Here is a 16,455-nt window from a genome sequence, read left to right on the forward strand (position 1 = left end):
AATGATGAGTTTTAAAGTAGCCACTTATTGTGGCATCACTTTAATTGTCTTTGCTCTCCATTCTTGCCTGACTTTCAGAACAAAGCCTAGAAAGCTGGAAACGTACTTCCGTCAAAAGCAAATTACGGCAATACAAGATGTTTATCAGTATGGATTCAGAGATATTCATTATGTTAAAACTGGAGATACCTTAAAGCCTTTGATCTTATTCGTGCATGGTTCACCAGGCTCGCTTAATGCCTTTGTTCATTTCTTAACAGATACCATTCTCCTAAACCACGCTCAACTGATTACAGTTGATAGACCAGGGTTTGGATATTCCAATTTTGGCAATGCTGAAGTGTCAGTAAAAAAACAGGCAGAAATATTAACACCACTACTGAAACGATATAAAGGGAACAGGAAGGTAATATTAGTAGGACATTCATTAGGTGCACCAGTGGTAGCCAGAGTAGCAATGGATTATCCTGATTTAGTAGATGGACTTGTACTAGTGGCAGGTTCACTTGCTCCTGAGCTTGAACCTGACGAAACATGGTTTCGAGCACCACTAGCCTCACCCTTTTTAAGTTGGATATTGCCCCGTGCTTTTAGAGCTTCTAATGATGAAATCTATCATTTAAAACCCGAGCTGGAAATGATGTTGCCATTTTGGAAAAACATCACATGCCCTGTAACCGTGATTCAAGGCAACAGGGATAAATTTGTTTCACCAGACAATGCAAGTTTTGCCAAGAAGATGATTATAAATGCTCCGCTTGACCTTATTATCGAAGAAGATATGGATCACTTTGTTCCCTGGTCTCACCCACAGCTGATTCAACAAGCGTTGTTAAATCAGCTTCGTAATATCAAAACATCAGGAAACTAAACTATTCTCAAATCCATAAAAAAAAGCGGACTCCTTAAGAAGGAAATCCGCTATAGGTTTAGGTTAAAATAGAGACTTATCGGATAAACAGAAGCTCTCTGTATTTTACCAATGGCCAATCTTCATCATCCACTAGCAATTCAAGCTTGTCAACCGCCTCGCGTATTACATCAAAGTACTTCTCCTTGATGTCGTCGCAATAAGCAATTGCACGTTTGTGAGTATCTGTTATTTTATTAGCACGTTTACGCTCTTCGATCATCTCGCGAACACCATTTTTAATGGTTTCAATAAATCCGGAGATCTCCCTGATCGTTTGAACAACAGCCTTGTTGTCTATACCCAAGCCTGCAAGACCATTCGCATTAGTAATTAACTTATTCTGATATGCGATAGCTGTAGGAACAATGTGGTTCATAGCAAGGTCACCTAAAACACGTGCTTCTATTTGTACACGCTTGATGTAAGATTCAAGTCTTATCTCGGTACGAGCTTCTGTCTCTTTATGTGACATTACTTCATGCTTTACAAAAAGATCAAGAGACTTCTTTGTAATGTATGCATCAAGCGCACGCGGGGTGTTCTTTACATTAGAAAGTCCACGTTTCGCAGCTTCCTGTACCCAATCTTCAGAATAGCCATCTCCTTCAAAACGGATATTCTTCGATTCCTTAATATATTGACGAAGGACATTTACCACTGCAAGTCTTTTCTCCTCACCTTTTTCTATCTGTGCATTTACTGCGTCATAGAAATGAAGAAGCTGATCTGCAACAATAGTATTCAGAGCCGTCATGGCAGTAGCACAGTTATCACTTCCTCCTACTGCACGGAATTCAAATTTATTTCCTGTAAATGCAAAAGGTGATGTACGATTTCTGTCAGTAGCATCTAAAATGATCTCAGGTATTTGGTCTATACCTAATTTCATATACATGTTGTCACCTTTCTCAATCTTCACGTTACCTTTCTTCTCAAGCTCATCGAGTACGGCTGTCATTTGTGAACCAATGAACACCGACATAATAGCTGGAGGGGCTTCATTTGCACCCAGACGAAAATCATTTGCTGCAGTAGCAATACTTGCACGAAGAAGGTCAGCGTGCTCGTGAACCGCTTTTATAGTAGTAACAAAGAAAGTGAGGAACAAGAGGTTATCACGGGCACTGCTTGTGGGAGCATATAAGTTAACACCGGTGTCAGTTATTAATGACCAGTTGTTATGCTTACCTGTTCCATTTAACCCTGCAAATGGTTTTTCATGAAACAACACTTTTAGATTGTGCTTGTCTGCCACACGTCCCATAACATCCATCATCAACTGGTTATGGTCATTGGCAACGTTTACTTCCTCAAACAAAGGAGCCACCTCAAACTGGCTCGGTGCTACTTCGTTATGACGTGTGCGCACAGGTATACCTAATTTCCAGCACTCAATTTCAAATTCTTTCATGAAATCATAAATGCGGGAAGGAATAGATCCGAAATAGTGATCTTCCAATTGCTGACCACGCGCTGGCGAATGACCAAATACAGTCTTTCCTGCCATTACAAGATCAGGACGAGCAAGGAATAAATCTTTATCAACAACAAAGTACTCTTGTTCCGGGCCAAGTGAAGCCACAACACGTTGAATATCTTTATCGAATAACTGACAAACTTTTGTTGCAGCTAAGTCAACTGCTTTTAATGCCTTCAGTAATGGTGCTTTTTGATCAAGAGTTTCTCCTGTATAAGAAACAAATATGGTAGGAATACACAATGTTTTTCCGTAGAGGAACATGGGTGAAGTTGGATCCCACGCGGTGTAACCACGGGCTTCAAAAGTGCTTCTTATTCCACCACTAGGAAATGATGATGCATCTGGTTCCTGCTGAACCAATTCGCTTCCTTTAAATTTTTCAATTCCTGCAAGGGCATCGAAAAAAGAATCATGTTTTTCTGCTGTACCTCCGGTTAATGGCTGAAACCAGTGCGTGAAGTGGGTTGCACCTTTTGCCATTGCCCACGATTTAGCCGCTGATGCCACAGCGTCAGCTGTAGCGTCATCAATTTTTTCGTGGTTTTTAATTGCCTGACTCACCTTTTTAAATAAGCCAGGTGCTAGTGTCGCACGCATCTGTTCGATACCATACACATATTCTCCAAAAAACTTAGAGACTACAGGGTTAGGTACCTCAACATGGACACGTGGGCGTTCGCTCAGTTTTTTCAGAGCTTCAAATCTTAATTGCGCCATACTAAGGTTGTAATTGTTTAGTTGTGTTGTTTAGTACATCAAATCTAGATGTTTTTTTGAATAGCACGGCTAAAAATGAACCCAATTACAAAGTTTTAATAATGAAATCGTTTACATAAGGGTAATTTTTAATCCACCTTAATTAAAACAGGTTTTATTACATAATTTTAATTAATACTGCCCGTCATTGTAATATAAGTGAGATAATGTTGGTGATTGAAATGCTTGTCTTTCATGAAATTATGTCAAGAATCATTCATGATCAGCATAAAATTTCTTTTAACGATAAAACACTATTTTACAAAGCTTATTGATACGTAGCAATGGCTATCAATAGGTTATTCCCTTATTCATAACTTCTCAACCACCGCAAGGGCATAAAAAAAGAGGATTACGACGTGTAATCCTCACCCAAAATTTTTATCAAAATAATATCAGTTTACCTTTTTTACTGATCCGCCACTGCTTGAATTGGTAACGGACTTGTCCGGATTACCACGATAGCGAATTCCTCCACCGCTACTGGCATGGGCGTTAAGGTTTTCTGTCACATTAATTTTAATAGAAGCCCCACTGCTTGCCTCGGCATTTACTGTTTCAGCTACCAGATCATACGCATCTATTTCTCCTGCACTGCTTGCATCTACAGAAATGGTCTTAGCCCTTCCCTTTAAGTCAATATCAGCCGCACTGGAGGCACTTGCCTCAACTCTATTGCCATCGACTGTTACATCGATTGTTCCTGCACTCGAAGCACTGATTTCAATATCATCTGCTTTAATTGTTTCTTCTCCAAAAATGCTACCAGCCGAACTTGAAGAAAGTTTATCAATATGAACATAGGTTACATAAACCTTCACGTTGATGTTTCGATGGTTGCCCTCGCGCATGTGAACTTTTAAATAGGATCCCGACACTTCCGTAAGCACATCAGTTAATTTACCACCAGAAACCTCTACTCTTGCTGTTTCCTTATCTCCTTTTTTAAGGTATACATCAATTCCCTCAGAAGCTTTTACGCCAGAAAATGAACTCAAATTCCTCGTTTCAGAAGTCTGGGCTAAACTAGTGATGGCTATGTAACTCAGTAAAATTATGGCAACTATCTTATTCATATTACTAATTTTGTCTTAAAGACAGCCCTTAAAATGAAGGGTTGCATCAGATTGCAAAACTCACATTTTTTTTAAATGTATTAAAACATTGCTTTTTTAATTAATTTTCAAGCTATTATTTCCTTCATTTGCATCAGTCAAAAACCAACATAGCTAATATGATTTTCGATAAAAAAGCGGAACTGAATGTTCTCATAAATCTTGCTGCCAGCGATTCGCAAGTGGCTGAACGCGAAGCAAAGTTAATTCACATGATTGGCAAGGCTAATGGTCTTTCAGTTGATGAAATTAACCAGATGATTGCAAATCCTAAACCTATCAGCAATGTTACCGCTCTAACTACCGACCAAAAATTTGAACACCTATATTACCTTATTCAGCTCATGAAAATGGACGGACAGGTTTTCCGCAGCGAAATTGTATTCTGCGAGCAGATAGCTGAGAAACTTGGATATAAAAAAGGTGTTGTAGCCGAAATATCTCAACATGTTTACAGTGATCCTTCTATTACTGCTGATCGCGATATGATCAGAAAGAAAGCTGATAAATACATGAGAGCTTAATATTTACATCACGATGTATGAAAAGGAAGGAGATTTATCCTTCCTTTTATTTTTTTTACATTTTCCTCAGCCACGCATATGCTGCATAAGACGAGTCGAAAAACTCCATCTTAAGCGGTTTTCCGGTAAGGGAAGGTTGAATCATATCCTTTATAATGAGCCGACCCAATACAGTTTCCGGCATAACCAATGCGTGATACCTCACCCCTGCATTAATAATTCCCGGAAGCACAGTATTTTTATAGAACTCAATATCTTCATTTGCCGCCAATCCTGCCTTACTGCAATCCGTTACAAGATGTAACTTGAAGTAATTGGGCCGTTCGGTGTTAATCTTCTCTAATAATTGCAGGTGAACTATTTTAAAATGTTCACTGCAAAAAGGAATACCCGTAAGCTTCAGCTTTACACACGGAATGGATTCCATAAAAGAAATCTTTGCATAATCATCTTCATAATGTACCCCCCCTACATTGATCTTCTGATTGGGTACTTTGTTCTCAAAACGCTGATTGAAAATCTCAATTGTATTTGTCTGTAGCATATCTTATTTCTTTAACCACTTATACCCTACTGTTACATACGCACCAGTTGTTATCAATTTTACACTTGTCCATCCTAAACCCTGAGTAGGAAGTTTTAAATAAGGTTCAATTCCTATAAATACATTGGGATTAATATGACGTTGATATCCTGCCGATAAATGAATTACTTTAAATGGGTACTTTGATGATTTTGATGTATCCCATCCTTTCGCTGCCCCGGGGTTTGCCGACTTGAACTTATATTGGTAATTCTCGCTCAACATAATGTAACTTGATACACCACCTGAGACAAAGAATATATTCTTTGCAGTAGCATGAAAGTTATATTGTAGCGATAACGGAATTTCAATTACCGAACATTGTCCTTTTATTTCATTAGGAACAACACCATTCGTTACATACTGCCAATACCCTTCCGGAGGTGTATAGTCACTTCCTGCTCCTATATACTTCTTGGTTGTTTTAATAAATCCTGAAGTAATGATAAATCTTTCGGTAATGTAATACCCCAACTGAATACCATACGCCTCACCAGGTACTGTATACTTATTCATACGTGTGGCGCTAAAATCTGGTGAAACGTTTAGGGCAAAACGGAATAAACTCCTTCTTGCTTCCTCTTTCCTTTCAACAGTATCTTTCTTACTGCCACCTTCTGTCACTACAATTGTTTCATCTGCTTTCTCTAGCGTATCTTCTTCAATTTTTACGGGGAGCTTCGCGTTTGTAACTGAAGTATCACCTAAAACTGCAATATCTGTAATAGATCCATTCTTACTATTGTCGTCAGTGAATGTTGGGTGTGCTAAACTATCACCTGCATTTTTACTTTCGTCGATTGTATTACTCAAATGCCAGTCCCTTGCTTTCTCTTGTCCGATGCTAGCATTGATATTTTTCCCTGAATTGCTGAGGTCGCTTACTGCGTCAACTGTTGCAGCGATGTTCACATCATGCTTACTATCTTTTCTTGTGACTGTATTCACTACGCCAGTTGTCTCACTTAACAATTTTTTTTCAGGCGCTCGATCATTTCTCTCCGTAGCAAATTCATCCGAAAGAGAAAGCGTATCAATATGTTTATCAATTGAAATATGGTTTTCATCGGCTCCTTTTTTAGCAGACAAGGGCATTTTGGTTTCCGCCAACTCTTTTACCATCGTTTCCTTACCAATATTGCCAATAGCATCGGCCTTAGCAAGGTCAATTCTCTTATCTGTTCTATCTTCCGTTGACCTCTTATGTAAAACTTCCTTGCGTGTAGTTGCATCGGTTTCACTTCTTTTACTTTTAGCTATGTTAGTAGCGGGTATTTCTATTTCGCTACTAACGCCTATTGTATGGTTCAGTTTTTCTTTTTCTGGCTGCTGTCCATTAAGAGTTAGCGTTGAAGGTTTCTTCTGATTCACAGCCCCCTCATATGTTGAATTCTCTTCTAACATTTGCATGTGGGGCGAGGCGGTATCTTGCTTTATTTCAGATGGCTCAAGATTATCAACTGCCACTTCCTTATTATCTGTTGGATTACTTGTGCTTGAATTATTTTCAGTTGCGACAGCATTTGTTCGAGCTGTGGATACTGTATCTGTTTTTTTATTAATGAAATAAAAACCAATGATGGATACAGCCACCAAAGCAAGTGCTGCAATTCCCATTCTCACATAAGGAAACGTAGGTGCAGGACGCATAGCGGGATCTGCGTCCAGAAGTTTTTCCATATCCTGCCAGTCACTGTCCCTGAATTCAATGTTCTCAGGTTGATTAACCGCCTTACGGAAAAAATTCTCAATATTGTCGTCTGTTCCTTTAGACATAATCAACCTCAAAAAAATCACTTAATATTTTACGAAGTGCTTCCTTGGCCTTTGAGAGATTGGACTTGGAAGTACCTACTGATATACCCAGCATGCTTGCTATTTCCTCATGCGTGTATCCTTCAATAACATGGAGATTAAACACAGTGCGATAGGCCGGAGATAATTTCTGAAGCAATGAAATTATCTCATCGTAAGAAATACCCGAGATAATCTTCTCAACGTTAGCTTCCTTGTCAGCTTTCTCCAATTCCTCAGCCTGTATTTGTCTCTGTTTTTCATGATAGTGATTGATCGCTGTATTAATCATCACTTTCCTGAACCAGGGCTTGAATGACTTACTCAAATCAAATTGGCTGATGTTTTTAAATATCTTCATAAAACCATCGTTTAAGATTACCGCAGCATCATCGCGCGTATCCGCATATCGCAAACAAATGCTCATTCCATAACTGTAGAATTTTTGATAGAGCAATTTCTGGCTGGCCCGGTGCATTTTCGAGCACCCGATCAGTATCTCAGTCAAATGATCTTCTTTTTCTATCAAAAGGAATTCTGCTTTTATAGACAGTACAATGATTTTAAGAAGAGGGTTGCCTCTGTCTGAAAAATTAATGAAAGTTTAGTAAAATGAATTTTGGTGTAGAATGATAAACCGCTCAGCCTACTTTATTATATGCGAATGGGCGTAATAACAGACTCGTTTCAGCAGTACCCAATGTTACTTTACAAAAACGAAGAAATCTAAAATATTGTAAAGATCGAAAACCAGGTTAAAACCGCGATCTTATTAAGTTTATAGCGGCCATAGCAGCAATCTGATCCTATACCTACCCCTCGAAATTGCACGCTCTACTACTAAGGCGTAATTACCCATATACACAGTTTTACTTTTGATATACTACTTTTCCGCCTACAATAGTCATCAATACTTCTGTTTTAAGTAGTTGATCTTCAGGAACCTCAATGATATCCTGAGATAATATTGTAAAATCTGCAAGTTTTCCTTTTTCAATGGATCCCTTGGTGTTCTCTTCAAATGATCCGTAAGCCGCGTCAAGCGTATACGACTTCAGTGCCTGTGCCCGCGTCATTTTTTCTTCCGGTTCATAACCTTCTTCAGGCTGTCCTTTTAACGTTTTTCTTGTAACAGACGCATATAATGAAGGAATTGGGTTGATTGGTTCTACGGGGGCATCGGTACCATTTACAACATGTGCACCAGATTTTAGAAGGGATTGCCACATATAAGCGCCTTCTTTGATTCTTTTTTCCCCCAGACGGTCAATTGCCCAAGGGCGATCGGACGACATGTGAATAGCCTGCATTGCAGGAATAACACCAAGCCTGCCAAACCTTGCTATATCGTCGGGATGCAAATGTTGAGCATGTTCAATTCTGAACCGCACGTCTTTTGCCTGATCTGGATTTTCTTTGAATGCTTGTTCATATCGATCCAGGATCTCGCGGTTGGCCCTATCACCAATAGCATGAGAGCAAACTTGAAAACCATACTTGAGGCCATCGCGTGCTGACTTAAGTACCGTATCCATGGATAAGGTAGCCATACCAGAAAAATCAGGACGATCTGTATAAGGCTCCAACAACCAAGCTCCCCTTGAGCCCAAAGCGCCGTCCGTGTAAAGCTTTATTGAGCGAACTGTTAGCCAATGCGTGGTATCTATATCGGGTCCTTTTTTATACCACTCATAAATGAGGTCGCGTTCGGCACCTGACAACATCACATACATTCTCACCCTCAACTTACCCTGCTCTTTCAATTTGTAAAAAAGATTCAAACTACTGCGGCCAACACCAGCATCAACAACACTGGTTATTCCATTTCTTAAACAAGCATCAAAAGCAAGATTTAGGGCCTGCTCATCCAATGCCTCATCCTTCTTAGGTATGTGTTGATAGATGAGTGACATGGCGTTTTCACTAAAAATACCTGTAGGGTTGCCCAATTCATCGCGTAACACTTCACCTCCCTCACTTCCTATATTTTTCTGTCTTTCCTTCGAAAGCATATTAACACCAGCCAGTTCCATTGCCCTTCCATTAGCAATAGCGAGATGGCCGCTGGCGTGCTCTAAAAAGACGGGGTTATTCGGTGACACTTCACTTAACTTCTGATGCGTCTGAAATCCTTTGATGAGTTTTTCGGGTTTCTTTTCCCATTTATCCTGGTGCCATCCTCTTCCTAAGATCCATTGTCCGGGCTTCGCTTTGGCTACTGCCTCCTTTACCCTTTCTACTATTTCATCATAGCTTTTGGCATCCATCAGGTTAAGGTTCATTTCATTATAACCCACTTCAATAACATGGGCGTGGCCCTCAATAAAACCGGGAATCATGACACGGTCTTTAAGCTCTATGACCTGCGTATTCTCTCCTTTAAGCGACTCAACATCTGTCTTTTTCCCTGCAAAGACTATTTTATCACCTGACACTGCCACCGCTTCAACCTTTGGTTGTTGTTCATTTACGGTATAGATTGTTCCAAGAATAATTAAATCTGCAGGTTTTTCTTTAGGCTTACACCCAATCGCAACAAGTAGAATTAAGATAAAATAGTAGCAAGATCTGATTCGCATAAGAATAAATTGATCCTGTAATTTTACTGAATAATTATTAAAAGCCCTTACTTCTTATCTTTGCGGGATAATTTATCAGCATGCGCGCACGCTTACGCCTTTTCGGCTTCTTCGCTATTTTTTGGGTTTCTTATCAGATTATTATCAGAGCAATTTTTTTACTGTATAATCAAGCATTTACTGATGATCTTACGGCCTCTGAAATTCTGCAGGTTTTCTTTCATGGATTTAAAATGGACCTGAGCATTTGTGGGTATTTTCTCATGCTTGTCGGTCTTCTCCTTTCAATATCGGTATTTGCAAAGGGAAAAGTTATCGGCAGAATACTGAACATCACAACTATCCTCATACTGCTGCTATCGTCAATTATTGTTATTGTTGATCTGGAACTATACCATCACTGGGGTTTCAGACTAAATACTACTCCCCTCTTTTATGTAGGATCAGAAGCAATGGGTAGTATAGGCTTTTCAGTATATGTAAAACTTATACTTATACTCATTGCAATTTTCACCCTATCTCTGTTTTTCTATTTCAAACTCATCGTTCCAAAATTTAATGCTTTAACGCAACCTGCTAAAAAAGCATTTATTCCGCTATTTGTACTTTCTGCGTTTATGTTCATTCCTATCAGAGGAAGCTTTACCGTGGCTCCCATGAACACCGGGTTTGTTTACTTCCATAAATCAAAAGCATATGCCAACCACGCTGCAATAAATGTAGTTTGGAATTTTTTGTATAGTATTAAAAAGAACTCCCAGATCAAATACCCGGAGAACTTCTTTGATCAGGCAAAAGCAAACGATCTTTTTAAAGATCTTTATACAGAAAGCGACTCCACCGTTGAATTGCTCAACATAAAAAAACCTAACATTATCTTTTTCATTCTCGAAAGTTTCACAGCTGATGTATTTGAACCATTGGGTGGAGTAAAGGGAGTTGCTCCTAATCTGAGCAAACTATGTGAGGAAGGTATCCTCTTCGATAATTTTTATGCTAGTGGTGATAGAACTGATAAAGGTCTCATCAGCATATTAAGTGCATACCCTGCTCAGCCTCAAACATCAATCATTAAATTTCCATCCAAAACCCAACGACTCCCCTATGTAAACCACTACATAAAGAAGTTAGGATACAACACTTCATTTATTTATGGGGGTGATATTGATTTTGCAAATTTCCGTTCTTATCTCACCAATTGTGGTTTCGATTACATTACCCGGGATGAAGATTTCCCTGATGAGCTTAATAAAAGCAAATGGGGCATTCATGATGATATTGTTCTTGAAAGAGCTTTTTCAGAAGTTGATACAGCGCGGGCACCATTCTTTAAAGTTATTCTAACACTAAGCAGCCACGAGCCTTTTGATGTACCCGTAAAACATATTAAAGGTAGTGAGCCCGACTCGCTATTCCTGAACAGCTGTTACTTTACAGACAGTACGGTAGGTGCGTTTATTAACAAGGCAAAAGCAACTACCTGGTGGAATAATACGATTGTTGTTTTTGTAGCCGACCATGGCCACAGGCAACCGGGAAACAAACAAATGAAAGATTCAAGGCGATTTAAAATACCGTTTCTAATCGTTGGAGGCGCCATTAAAAAAGATACTGTTATTCACACCCTGGGGAGCCAGACAGATATTGCGAATACATTATTAGCACAGCTCGACAAGCCTTCAAAGGATTTTACATTCAGCAAAAACCTGCTTTCTCCTACTGTTAAACCTTTTGCTGCATACTTTTTTAATGACGGATATGGGTTTCTTCTTCCTGATAAGCATATTGTGTACGACAACCCTGGCAAGCAGTTTCTGAAAAAGGACAACGCCACGGAATCAGACCTTGAGTTAAGTAAAGCTTACCAACAGGTGTTGTATAGTGATTATAATAGAAAGTAGGATTTTTAGATAACCTTATCTGCTCATGAGAAAAAGTAAATATCTCTTCGCTTCACTGGTGCTCTTATGCTTTGCAGGCGTTTCTAACGCCCAGGATTTTGGTTTATCCTTTTCCTACTTTATTCCCAAGAATGGCGAGTTTTCAACACCAATAAGTCCATTTTCCATTAGAGGTGTCGGAGTAGACATCAATAGATATTTGGCGTTAGAAACCGGTGCATCTCTATATAGAATGAGTGGTTTAAACCTGAAAGACCTTCCTTTTGAAAGCAAGAAATCTTTGATCGGTCCTAACTTTACAATACTTATTCCGGCAGAATTGGTAATACAACTAAAAGGCTCGCGTGTAGAATTTGATATCAAAGGCGGTGGCTTCTTCTTCTTTGGATTTGCTCATAAAATCAACTACGGTAATCTTGACCGGGCTATTCGAGACCATGAACAATGGGATGTCGCAAATGCAGATGTCTCTTTTAAAAACAATCCAGGCTTTGGATATCATGCAGGTGCCGAGCTCACTGTGTTTGTAACCAGTCAGTTTGGCATCTCCCTCGAAACAAATTATCTCGTAGGTGCCGCTAAATTTCCTTTAACAGGTTCTTACACAGGAGGAACAAGCGCGACATTCGAAACTAAACCAATAGATTACAAGGATGCTAAAATTGACATGACTGGCCTTGAATTCTCCATTGGTTTAATTTTTAGTTCTGGTAACAGTGCCCCAAAAAGACCTAAACAAAAAAGAAGACGGTAACGGTAATTATTTTACCGAAGACACTTTGCCTCGCTTATTATTCAACTCTACTTCTCTGCGCCTCATGTCTTCCTGCGTGGCTTGCAGTTCTTCCATGTTCTGGCGAAGTTCTTCTTCCTGTGAGCGCAACGCTTCAGCCTGCTCTTGGGTTTCTGTTAAAAGTTTTGCAGTGCGTTCATTGGTTTTTGTAGTATAGAGAGAAGATGCAATAACTTCACCGGCTTTTTCAAGAAACTCTATTTCGTGCTGTTCAAACTTTTTAAAGCTTGCCAGCTCAAGCACAGCTTCTATTCTTTCATTATACTTCATAGGAACTATAATAACACAACCTGGTGTTGCATCTCCCAATCCTGATGTGATCTTAATGTAGTTCGCTGGTACATCCGTAAGTAATATCGTATTGCCTTCCAAAAACGCCTGCCCTATTAAACCAGATCCTATATCAACTCTTTTTTCAACAAACTTCTTCTTATCAAAAGCGTAACATGCAGTAAGTTTTAAGTACGCTTCTTCAATTTCTTCATTGTGAAGTACAAATAAACTTCCTTGCTGTGCGCCTGTATGCTTTGTCAGGAAGCGAACCACTTCAAGGGAAAGCATTTCAATATTATTCTGATTATGGCGTGCTACATCAGAAAACTTCGCAAGCCCTTCAGTACTCCACAACCTCTTTTCGTCTAACTCTTTAACCCGCTTCATCTTATCGCGCATTTTAATAAGATCACCAGCGATGTTCTCCTGGTTGAGATGCTCATTTGCAGGTGTAAGTCCATCCCAGGTTACGGCGTAGTTACCCTGTGCAATATCTTTAATAAATGACGATGCCTTTTTCATGTTTGCTATCGAACTTTCAATAATTGCCTTCCCGTTATCAGCCTCTATTTCTTCTCCTGAATCAAAAAGATAGCGTTTGTTATTACCCTCAAACTCTTCCAGCAACTTTCTACGATTGCCTTCGTCTCTTTTAATTTTATACATTACCATAACCAGTGTGGGAATGGTTAGAACGATAAGAAACACCTGGAAGAAAACGTTTCTATCCATTGCTGCCTGGTATTTGGCTACGGCCTGATCCATTAGCTTATCCTGATGTGCGTTGATAGTGCTGAACATTGGCGAAAACGCCCTCCATAGATAAAAGCCCCTGTCTTCATTCAAGAGTGTTACAAAATGCGTAAGACTATCCTCCTTTGAAAAGAGGTACATTTCGTTCATGTATTCAAGAAAGGCCTCCAGTTTGGGCTTAAACAACTCGAATTGGTCTTTTAAAGAATCCAGTTCCTGAACTACTAACAAGCTGTCTATCTCTTTTATCGATTTGGGCATTGCTTTTAAACCGTCACGATACGGATTAAGAAGTTGTTCATTGTGGGTTAAGGCATATCCGCGTAAACCCATATCCATTCTACGCAGGTTGTTTTCGAAGACAGAATTCCATACGTTTTTTACATGAACAGTTTGCTCCTGTAAAACATTGTTTTTCATCATTACAGAACGATTATAAAACATCAGAATCGCATTAATTACGATAAGGATTATAAGGGTAATGAGAGAAACATTGATAAAATTCTCCTTTAACTTCTTGAACATAGCGTAGTATCTTTTAATCTCTATCTAATTTCTATCTTATTCTTGCAAATTTCAGTATGCACTGCTAATTCAATCAAGGGTATCTTTTAAAAGACACCTATTTGCGGAAACTATATTTATAGGCAGAAAGTAATTGCGGTAACCAACCGTATTGATGGATGTGTATGTCCCTACACATAATATCGGCACTTTTATCAATATTTCCTAAACTTTCTTTAAAGACGGTAGTAATAGTTGATTACAGGAATGTACTTACAAATTATCCGCACTATTGTTTCTCCTTTTCTTTAATAACAGCTTCGTTTAACCTGATGTTTTTTAATACAAAATTTGCATCTGGCTGTGAGAAAGGTCCAATCTGTATCCTTCTTCCAAGCTGGTCATTAATTATTCTGATTTCTGTTTCCTTCTGCAAATATTGGCGTACTTGTAAAGTATCTGACTCTGTTCCTCTATACTCTATTACATAAGAAGGCTTACTGCTAAATTCGTTGATATTAAGGTTATGCTTCTTATACAAATTTCGCGAGTCTGCAAGAAAAACTTTAAAAGCCTCTCTACCCTCTACATCTTTTACATATTTATTTATTTCAGATTCAACAGTAGGAATAGGAAATACATAATAGTTTTTCTCTGCATCTGCCGTACGATGAACCCATTGTAAAATATAACTTGCGGTGTCTATCCCTGTAAAAGATATACTGTCATTTACTTTAATTTTCTCAAGTTCTATTCTAATCATTGCACCGCCATCAGTGTACCTTTTCCGCTGCCCTGAAACAAAATTACCAAGAGAATAGGCTATCAGTTGGTTTTTCTCTTTACGCCACTCCATCGGCTGAAGAACATGGGGGTGTGCGCCGATAACAAGCTGTACACCTTTTTTGAAACAGAACTCTGCTACATCTTTCTGCCACTTAGAAGGAAGGCTCTGATATTCGGCACCCCAATGCATAAAAACAATAATAGCATCCGGCATTAATCCTTTTGCTTTAACCAGGTCTTTCGCTATTGAGGCCGTGTCTATCAAATTTACAATGTTTGGCTTGTATACAGGGAGACCGTTAGTTCCGTAGGTATAATTGAGTAGTGCAAGTCGAAATCCCTTTCTTTCAATAAGTAGTGGATTAAGTCGCAATTTCTCCTGCTCGTTTGTGAATGTACCAGTATGCGGAATCTTTAAGCTGTCTAACATTTTTATTGTTCTCCCTAATCCTTTTTTTCCGGTGTCAACGCAGTGGTTGTTGGCCGTAACCAACGCGTCCATTCCCATATCTTTTAAAGCGAAGAGAAGTTGATCAGGTGCGCTAAACTGAGGATATCCTTTATATGGAGGGCCCGCCAATGTAAGCTCTAAGTTTCCTATGGCAAGATCCACTGCCTGTGTATATGGTTTTACATATTGAAAACAAGGTTTGTAGTCATACGTTTTGGTAGTTGGGTTATAAGCATCGCTGATCTGCGAATCGTGTTGCATAATATCACCCAGAAACAATAATGAAAGACGTGTGGTATCCTGACTAAAAGAGGTATAATGTAAAAGCGTTAAGAAAACAAATAGGTATTTTTTCATTTTATACGGATAATATTTTATTGTCTGCAACTACAAACACTTTATCATTCTTCCTGGGATTAATTAAAGCAAGACCTGTAAATAATCCAAAAGCAGGGAGATAAGCCTGTTTTGCTCCAAAGTAAAAACAAGGCAAAGTTACTGATTGTCTTCCTTTTCCTTTTAAATGAATTCCAGGATGAATATGCCCTGCAATATTATATGCTGTGTCTGAAAATTCTTCTAACGGATGATGCGTAAATAAGAACGGTCCCATGAAAAGTTTGTCGTGCAGTTTAATGCCTTTTCTTTCGTATTGATGATCACTCATAATATCATGATTCCCAACTACAAGTTCGAATGAAATGGCAGCGTAATGATTTACAAGTTCTCCAAATACTTCCCATTCGGAGTTATAGTGACTGTGGAATAAATCACCCAGACAGATAACCCGTTGCGGTTTTGTTAAATTAATGATATCCATCAACACTTCGAGATTTCTATCATTAGCCTTCACGGGCACTGGTATACCGGATTTCCTGAAGTGATTAATCTTTCCCAAATGAAGATCTGCCAGAAAAAGAACGTTTTGCTTCTTCCAAAACATAGCCTTCTGGGGATACAACACTACCTGTTCGCCAAGAATCTCAACCTCCATGAAAGCGGGTATATAATTTTCTGTAAATTAAAGTTCGAAGATAATAGATTACGCATGCACAGACTATTCTTGGGGCTTATCGCTTTAACAATTTCAAATACAATAGCTCTTTCTCAGGCACTTCAGGGAAAAGATTTATTTGATAAACTGCTTTATATCAGCAAGGGAGATTCCTTACCCTATCGGTTATTGAAACCGGTTAATCCGCAGGCGATGGAAAAATTTCCGCTCGTAATTTTTCTGCACGGCGCAGGAG

13 protein-coding genes and 1 pseudogene are annotated in these 16,455 nt (G+C 39.0%); 5 read left to right on the plus strand and 9 right to left on the minus strand.

Annotated features, from left to right (window positions below; translation table 11 throughout):
- Position 1: 1 nt before the first annotated feature.
- A complete protein-coding gene (locus tag KK060_RS15510; RefSeq protein WP_254154673.1) occupies positions 2-871 on the plus strand; it encodes an alpha/beta fold hydrolase in 870 nt (289 codons plus the stop codon).
- 76 nt (positions 872-947) lie between these two features.
- Here the strand turns inward: KK060_RS15510 and KK060_RS15515 are convergent, their stop codons facing one another.
- Together KK060_RS15515 and KK060_RS15520 are read right to left on the minus strand one after the other, a co-directional pair.
- A complete protein-coding gene (locus tag KK060_RS15515; protein WP_254154674.1) occupies positions 948-3,110 on the minus strand; it encodes a glutamine synthetase III family protein in 2,163 nt (720 codons plus the stop codon).
- A 434-nt stretch (positions 3,111-3,544) separates the two neighbouring features.
- On the minus strand, positions 3,545-4,225 hold the full coding sequence (locus KK060_RS15520; RefSeq protein ID WP_254154675.1) for a head GIN domain-containing protein: 681 nt from the start codon (positions 4,223-4,225) through the stop codon (positions 3,545-3,547).
- Between the two features lie 158 nt (positions 4,226-4,383).
- On the opposite strand from KK060_RS15520, the gene KK060_RS15525 reads away from it, so the two are divergent.
- Entirely contained in the window at positions 4,384-4,788 is a 405-nt protein-coding gene (locus KK060_RS15525; protein ID WP_254154676.1) for a tellurite resistance TerB family protein, read from the plus strand.
- Positions 4,789-4,843: 55 nt separating this feature from the next.
- On the opposite strand, the gene KK060_RS15530 is transcribed toward KK060_RS15525, so the two are convergent.
- The 4 genes from KK060_RS15530 to KK060_RS15545 all read right to left on the minus strand — a co-directional run bounded on the left by KK060_RS15530 (position 4,844) and on the right by KK060_RS15545 (position 9,744).
- Positions 4,844-5,332 carry a hypothetical protein gene (locus tag KK060_RS15530; RefSeq protein WP_254154677.1) on the minus strand — a complete coding sequence of 163 codons (489 nt, stop codon included), beginning with the start codon at positions 5,330-5,332 and terminating at the stop codon, positions 4,844-4,846.
- Between the two features lie 3 nt (positions 5,333-5,335).
- Positions 5,336-7,147, minus strand: a complete 1,812-nt coding sequence (locus KK060_RS15535; protein ID WP_254154678.1) for a hypothetical protein — start codon at positions 7,145-7,147, stop codon at positions 5,336-5,338.
- Positions 7,140-7,694 (minus strand): RNA polymerase sigma factor, encoded by a 555-nt coding sequence (locus tag KK060_RS15540; RefSeq protein ID WP_254154679.1) that lies wholly within the window; start codon positions 7,692-7,694, stop codon positions 7,140-7,142. The genes KK060_RS15535 and KK060_RS15540 overlap by 8 nt, the downstream gene beginning before the upstream one ends.
- Before the next feature lie 340 nt (positions 7,695-8,034).
- Positions 8,035-9,744, minus strand: a complete 1,710-nt coding sequence (locus KK060_RS15545) for an amidohydrolase (RefSeq protein WP_254154680.1) — start codon at positions 9,742-9,744, stop codon at positions 8,035-8,037.
- Positions 9,745-9,824: 80 nt separating this feature from the next.
- Between KK060_RS15545 and KK060_RS15550 the strand changes: the two genes are divergently transcribed.
- A complete protein-coding gene (locus KK060_RS15550) occupies positions 9,825-11,645 on the plus strand; it encodes an LTA synthase family protein (RefSeq protein ID WP_254154681.1) in 1,821 nt (606 codons plus the stop codon).
- Positions 11,646-11,670: 25 nt separating this feature from the next.
- Positions 11,671-12,399 carry a hypothetical protein gene (locus KK060_RS15555; RefSeq protein WP_254154682.1) on the plus strand — a complete coding sequence of 243 codons (729 nt, stop codon included), beginning with the start codon at positions 11,671-11,673 and terminating at the stop codon, positions 12,397-12,399.
- Between the two features lie 6 nt (positions 12,400-12,405).
- Here KK060_RS15555 and KK060_RS15560 read toward each other — a convergent pair whose 3' ends face one another.
- The 3 genes from KK060_RS15560 to pdeM form a co-directional block, all read right to left on the minus strand.
- A complete protein-coding gene (locus tag KK060_RS15560; RefSeq protein ID WP_254154683.1) occupies positions 12,406-13,989 on the minus strand; it encodes a CHASE3 domain-containing protein in 1,584 nt (527 codons plus the stop codon).
- Positions 13,990-14,257: 268 nt separating this feature from the next.
- On the minus strand, positions 14,258-15,562 hold the full coding sequence (locus tag KK060_RS15565; protein ID WP_254154684.1) for a CapA family protein: 1,305 nt from the start codon (positions 15,560-15,562) through the stop codon (positions 14,258-14,260).
- A 1-nt stretch (position 15,563) separates the two neighbouring features.
- Entirely contained in the window at positions 15,564-16,199 is a 636-nt protein-coding gene (pdeM, locus tag KK060_RS15570) for a ligase-associated DNA damage response endonuclease PdeM (RefSeq protein ID WP_254154685.1), read from the minus strand.
- Between the two features lie 54 nt (positions 16,200-16,253).
- On the opposite strand from pdeM, the pseudogene KK060_RS15575 reads away from it, so the two are divergent.
- Positions 16,254-16,455, plus strand: a pseudogene (locus KK060_RS15575) (phospholipase); the annotation flags it as partial.

It is taken from the genome of Chryseosolibacter indicum, assembly GCF_018598585.1.
GTDB lineage: Bacteria > Bacteroidota > Bacteroidia > Cytophagales > Cyclobacteriaceae > Chryseosolibacter > Chryseosolibacter indicus.